Source organism: Methanoculleus sp. MH98A (genome assembly GCF_000691865.1).
Lineage (GTDB): Archaea > Halobacteriota > Methanomicrobia > Methanomicrobiales > Methanoculleaceae > Methanoculleus.
In genome coordinates this window covers 1-961 of the sequence record NZ_JMIO01000270.1, presented here as the reverse complement: position 1 = coordinate 961, position 961 = coordinate 1, and the positions used below count along the sequence as shown (strand labels likewise).

Here is a 961-nt window from a genome sequence, read left to right as displayed (position 1 = left end):
AGTCAAGTAAATCTACCTCCTCATTCGAAAAGCAGCTCGATAAGAAAGTAATACCTACGTTTTCGCAATATGAAGCAATTTCTTCATGTTGCTGTGTTGTGAACTGATATTTCTCAACCATCGCCTCCAGGGATCCAAAATGCTTTTTCTTATCAGAATATTCCGTATTGCGAGCATATTCCGCCTTTGAGATTAGGGATGACTTCGTCCAAGACTGAAATTTAACGGCATCAGCACCACATGTAATCGCTACATCGATCATTTTTTTGCACAGATCCATATCGCCATTATGGTTCGACCCGATCTCAGCGATAAAGTAAGGTGTCTTCCCCTTTCCGATAATCCTACCATCAATATTTATTGTCTCCATAACTCCTCCAGATCAGGATGGGCAACGCATGACCACCATATGTGCTTTGCAGGCAATTTATTCAACCTTTCGATATATTTGTCCAATAATCCCGGGCATTGGATCATGCAATTATAAAATTCAAGTACTTCATTCTGGAACAAAGGAATCTGCATCCTGAAGAAAGGAGATAATTCAGGGATACATCCCAAGATCATGTCATAGTGTTGAAGAACCAGTCTAGTTGCATAGAGTATCTGCTCCGCAGAAAAAGGAGGCAATACTCGCGCGGTATTCGCAGAATGTTGTCGATACTTCATCCTAGCAACATCATCAAAAAGCATGTTTGCCTTGTTATTCATGGCCCTCGTCGCGATAAACCAATCAAGCAAAACACAATTCTTTGGAAACGGGACACATTTCCGTAATATTTCAGAGCGATAAGCAGTATTTGAAAGACCAAAAATGTTATTTCGAAGCAAGATATCTTGGAAGGACTTTTTTTGGGGGCGATTAAACTCTATTGCAAGATCACGTCCATCCTCACTGATAATACTCATCGAACACCCGTACCCATCACAATGTTGGAGAGCAGCTTGAGCGGCGCTCACA

The 961-nt window shown here is 41.3% G+C and carries 2 protein-coding genes; both read right to left on the bottom strand.

What is annotated here, in order from left to right; all coding sequences use genetic code 11:
• Positions 1-370: N-acetylneuraminate synthase family protein (locus EI28_RS12935; RefSeq protein WP_048115486.1), on the bottom strand; the 370-nt coding region annotated here is incomplete at its 3' end.
• Positions 358-961, bottom strand: a 604-nt coding sequence (locus EI28_RS14275) for a hypothetical protein (protein WP_231476870.1), incomplete at its 5' end; no start/stop codon positions are given. The genes EI28_RS14275 and EI28_RS12935, both read right to left, overlap by 13 nt.